The sequence below is a fragment of the uncultured Senegalimassilia sp. genome, assembly GCF_934632265.1.
Lineage (GTDB): Bacteria > Actinomycetota > Coriobacteriia > Coriobacteriales > Eggerthellaceae > Senegalimassilia.
Window position 1 is genome coordinate 1 of record NZ_CAKTYH010000164.1, and the last position, 3,343, is coordinate 3,343.

3 protein-coding genes are annotated in these 3,343 nt (G+C 57.6%); 1 reads left to right on the forward strand and 2 read right to left on the reverse strand.

Annotated features, from left to right (window positions below; all coding sequences use genetic code 11):
• Positions 1-238: 238 nt before the first annotated feature.
• Positions 239-658 carry a PaaI family thioesterase gene (locus tag Q0H50_RS09000; protein ID WP_294421591.1) on the reverse strand — a complete coding sequence of 140 codons (420 nt, stop codon included), beginning with the start codon at positions 656-658 and terminating at the stop codon, positions 239-241.
• A gap of 385 nt (positions 659-1,043) precedes the next feature.
• On the opposite strand from Q0H50_RS09000, the gene Q0H50_RS09005 reads away from it, so the two are divergent.
• Positions 1,044-1,970 carry a LysR family transcriptional regulator gene (locus Q0H50_RS09005; protein ID WP_294421593.1) on the forward strand — a complete coding sequence of 309 codons (927 nt, stop codon included), beginning with the start codon at positions 1,044-1,046 and terminating at the stop codon, positions 1,968-1,970.
• A gap of 185 nt (positions 1,971-2,155) precedes the next feature.
• Here the strand turns inward: Q0H50_RS09005 and Q0H50_RS09010 are convergent.
• A partial coding sequence (locus tag Q0H50_RS09010) for an acyl-CoA dehydrogenase family protein (protein ID WP_294421596.1) occupies positions 2,156-3,343 on the reverse strand: 1,188 nt, incomplete at its 5' end.

The following is a 3,343-nucleotide window of genomic DNA, read 5'->3' on the forward strand; positions in this document are numbered from 1 at the left end:
TCGCCTGCGAGGGCACCATCGTCAAGAAGTGGGTCAACCCCGGCCCGACGATGGGCATCGAGTACCGCTGCGGCTAGCATCCGCCTAACATACCCCCTGGCAACGGGGGAGCATAACAAAGAGAGGGAGGGCCTTCGGGTCCTCCCTCTCTTTGCGTTTAGCGGCTGCTGCGTTTCGTTGCCAGTGGTTTGAGATGGGTTTCCGCGGCATTATTGGCGGCTATCGCATGAAAGGGCGCTTAGGCGGACTCTAGCTGCCCCAGAAGGAACATCGTGAAGGTGCTTTCGGCTACCAGCTTGCCTTCGGACGTTTTGATATCCACGTGGCACACCGTGGTGGTGCGGCCTTTGTGCGTGGTGTGGGCGCTTACGGTCAGAAGCTGCGGTTTGACGGCGCGGATGAAATTAGTGGCGCAGCTGATGGCCACGTTGTTCATGCCGTATGCGTATGTGGCCATGCCGGCAGCTGCTTCCAGCATGCAGTTGATGAACCCGCCGAAGATGGTTCCGTGATAGTTGCATTGGTCTTGGGGCACGTCGATTTGGTACACGACGCTTCCGGGGTCGGAGCTTACGATGGTCACCGCTTGGCGAAAATCCTGTTGCGGCGGCACGTTGTTCATAAGGCCTTCGATAAGCTGCGGAGTGAGTTCGGTCATGGCGCTTCCTCCTAGATCGTCCGGGGTTACATAGGCAGCTTAACCCCCTAGCAACGACATGAAGATGGTCGATATTTCAAAACTGTGCAAAAGCATGATCATACGGAAATCGATTGTCATGCTCCTGCCCTACGCGGCTTGGGAATTGCATAAAAATGGCCAACTATCAGGTATAATGATTCAGAAACGAGACGTCATGATCCAATGTGCGTACGGTATTGCGCATCTCGATATATTGGTTTCGTGATTATAAATCGGTCAAAATGTAATGAAACGACCGAACGATTTTCGTATAATCGTGTGATGTCGGACCGTAACGGTCATATTGGAGTGGGGCGCAGATCCTCATGGGGAACAAGCTGTTCACAAGGAACGGAGTTTACCGATGAACCTGTCTCAGCTGTATTACTTTTCGAAGCTTTCCGAGTTGGAGCATTTCTCCAAAGCTGCAAAGGAGCTCTACATCACCCAGCCTTCCTTGTCTCATGCCATCAAATCGCTTGAGACGGAATTGGGCGTGCAGCTATTCGAGCGCGAGGGGCGCCGAATGCGTCTTACGCCGTTCGGAAAAGAATTCGCCACGTACGTCAAGCGAGGCCTTCGGGAAATCGACAAGGGCGTAGAGCTTGCGCAGGAGTTCAACGGCAAGCTGGGCGGCACCGTCAATGTGGGCGCGGTGCTCACCGTGCAGGGCGACTATCTTCCGCCGCTGTTCCATGATTTCTCCGAGAACTATGGGCAGGAAGTCAAGCTCAATATGTTCCAGGGCTTCAGCGTTCCCCTTGTCGAAGGCCTGGAGAACGATAAATACGATGTGGTATTCGCTGCAGCAGGGGAGCGCAAGCCCAATCTTTGCTACGAGCACGTGGTTTCGCATGAGCTGGTGCTGGTGGTGAACAAGGACAATCCGCTCGCTCAGCGCGATTCCATCAGCATCCCGGAGCTCTCCAAGCATGAGCTTCACACCTATCGCTTAGGCACGCCTATCGGCGAAGAGGTCAACGATCTGCTGACGGAGTACAACCTTTCGGCTAAGCACGATTGCGAGGATGAGGTCTCCTTGGGCGGCATCATCTCGTCAATGCCCAATGATATCGCGTTGGCTACGCTCACTATCAGCCTGAAAGCCTTCGATCATCTTCGCTTCCTTCGCATAGAGGATGTGCCGCAGGACTTCCATCCCATCTACCTTATTTATAAGCGGGATGCGTATCGCAGCTGCGCTGCCGAGCGATTCATCCAGTTCTCGCAGGATTGGGTGCCTCCGAAGGATGCCGTGCCCAGCACTGACAACGTGCAGGGTCGTGATTGATCAAAATCATCGGCTATAAGATCCGCTTGGGACAAGGACGCCTGTTCGCAGGCGTCCTTTTTGATGATGATAATGGGTCTATGCCGTAATCGCCCTCGTCTCGATAGCATAAAAAGAACCGCTCCAAACGGAGCGGTTCTTTTTTACAAGTGAATTCGTTCTTGCGATCAAATCCCTTTGGAGGGTTACAGCTGGTACTCGACCTTGCCGCCGAACTTCTGGCAGTTGCGGGCAATGGTGATGCGCTGGACGTTCGGGGCGCCCTCCTCGAGCCACATGGCGCGAGCGTCGCGGTACAGGCGCTCGACCGGGCCGTACGGGGAGTCCTCGAAGTAGCCGTCGCCGCCGAAGATCTCCAGCATGCCGTCGGAGACGATGCGGGTGGAGTAGATGGAGAACAGCTTGCACATGGCGGCCTTCTCCTCGATGTACTTGCCGTTGGGATCGGCGTCGTACTCGCGGCCGAAGTCGTAGACCATGCAGCGCAGGGCGTGCGTGTACATCTGCATCTCGGCGATCTCGCGCTTGATCATCTGGCGGGAAGCGATCGGCTTGCCGAAGGTGATGCGGTCGTTGGCGCGGGCCAGGGACATCTCCAGCATGCGCTGGCACATGCCCAGGTTGGAGGCGGCGATGTGGGCGCGGGAGACGGACAGGGAGTGGATGGCGATTTCCATGCCCTGGCCTTCCTTGCCGAGCAGGTACTTCTTGTCCAGCTTCATGTCGGTGAACTTCAGGCCGGTGTGGGCAGCGCCGCGAGCGCCCATCATGTGGGGCATCGGGGTGACCTCGTAGCCGGGGGTGTCGACGGGCACGAAGAAGGCGGACAGGCGCTCGTCGCCGGACTTGGTCTCGTCGGTGACGGCGATGACGTAGGCGAACTCGCAGCAGTCGGTGTGGGAAATCAGCCACTTCTCGCCGTTGAGGACGTAGTCGCCGTTCTCGTCCTTGACCGCGGTGGTGTGGATGTCGGCGCCGGTGCCGCCGGACTGCTCGGTCAGGGCGAAGCAGGTGAAGATGGTCTTGTCCTGGAACTTGTCCATGTACTGGGCCTTCAGCTCATCCGAGCCGTAGTCGTCCAGGATGCGCCAGTTCAGGTCGGCAGCGTAGTGCAGGTGCATGCGCATGCCGCCCGGGCCGCGGGAGAACTGCTCCTGCACGCGCAGGATGTCGAGCTCGGACAGGTCCCAGCCGCCGTACTGGGCCGGCAGGGCGAAGCGGTACAGGTCGTTCTCCTTGGCCAGCTCGTAGAACTTCTCCGGGAAGACGTTCGTGACCTCGATCTCGGGCTGCATCTCCTCGAACGGGCCCTCGGCCAGGTTCTTGATCTGCTCGAGGTAGGCCTCGAACTGCTCCTTGGACAATTTGCTCAT

What these genes read in the sequence shown, in the direction of transcription:
- Q0H50_RS09000 (WP_294421591.1), bottom strand. Translation starts at nt 658, where the DNA reads ATGACCGAACTCACTCCGCAGCTTATCGAAGGCCTTATGAACAACGTG.
- Q0H50_RS09005 (WP_294421593.1), top strand. Translation starts at nt 1,044, where the DNA reads ATGAACCTGTCTCAGCTGTATTACTTTTCGAAGCTTTCCGAGTTGGAG.